At 64.1% G+C, this 1,000-nt stretch carries 1 protein-coding gene and 1 pseudogene; one reads left to right on the top strand and one right to left on the bottom strand.

Translation table 11 applies throughout. The annotated features are described in order from the left end of the window. A pseudogene (locus EP28_RS11580) lies at window positions 1-712 on the top strand (integrase); the annotation flags it as partial. Here EP28_RS11580 and EP28_RS14295 read toward each other — a convergent pair. Then, the gene (locus EP28_RS14295) at window positions 688-837 is read right to left on the bottom strand and encodes a hypothetical protein (protein ID WP_155118485.1); all 150 of its coding nucleotides are present in this window, start codon (window positions 835-837) and stop codon (window positions 688-690) included. The pseudogene EP28_RS11580 and the gene EP28_RS14295 overlap by 25 nt on opposite strands. Window positions 838-1,000 lie beyond the last annotated feature (163 nt).

Here is a 1,000-nt window from a genome sequence, read left to right as displayed (position 1 = left end):
GCGGATCCGCGACGTCGACCTCTCCGGGCAGAACGCCATGATCACGATCAACGAGGAGGCGAACGTCAAGGACGCCCATGGCACCATGCCCCTCACGTGGAGTGAGGGCTACGTCACGTCCTACCTCAACGTCCACCCGCGCCGGAACGTCGAGAACGCGGCCCTGCTCCACCAGAACGGTGGGTACTACGACGGGGATGACGACGGCGCCCTCGACTACCAGTACCTCAGCCGGCGCATCAAGGATCTCGCCGGGGAGGCCGGCATCGACCGCGACCGCGTCAACACTCACAACTTCCGGAAGACGGCGATCAGCCGGTGGATCCGAGAGGGCCTCTCCGAACAGGCCATCAAACACCGCGCCTGCTGGACGGTCGACTCCGATATGCTCGAGGTCTACTCGGGTGTCCGTGACGAGGAGTTCAACGACCAGATCCTCAGCCACTACGACCTCGACCACGAGGCCAACTCCGAGCGACCCGACCTCGAGCAGTGCCCCCGGTGTCAGACTGCGCTGCAGCCCAACCACGACTTCTGCCCCGGCTGCTCGGCGCCCCTGACCGCTGGAGCGAACGAAGCCGAGGAGAACGTCACCGACGACATCCTCGACGACATCGTCGAGAACCCCGAGCTGGCGAAGCAGCTCCGGGCTGTTCTCGAGAACGCTGACGTCGCTGCCTCGGCGGATCATGGGAGCTCCTCCTCCTCGTAGTCGTACTTCCGTTGGAGCACGCGGCGAGCGTGCTTGGCCGACTGCAGGTCCGTCGCTGCGACGTCCAGCAGGTCTTGCTCTTCGCCGCCCAGTTCCTCACTCTCGTCGCTCTCAGTTGTACTCATGATTCGGATTCAGTAAAGCGATCATCGGTTGATCTACTCTGTTCGATCGTACCGTACTGGGCCAGGACGGCCTCGCGAACAGCGTGGCCGCGGCTCGTGTCGATGTCCATCGGATCCATCGACAGCACGGTGACGAGTGTCATGCCTCGCCGGAGGAGTGCCG

Source organism: Halorubrum sp. BV1 (assembly GCF_000746205.1).
In the GTDB taxonomy this organism is placed as follows: Archaea; Halobacteriota; Halobacteria; order Halobacteriales; family Haloferacaceae; genus Halorubrum.
This window is presented reverse-complemented; position numbering and strand designations above follow the sequence as displayed.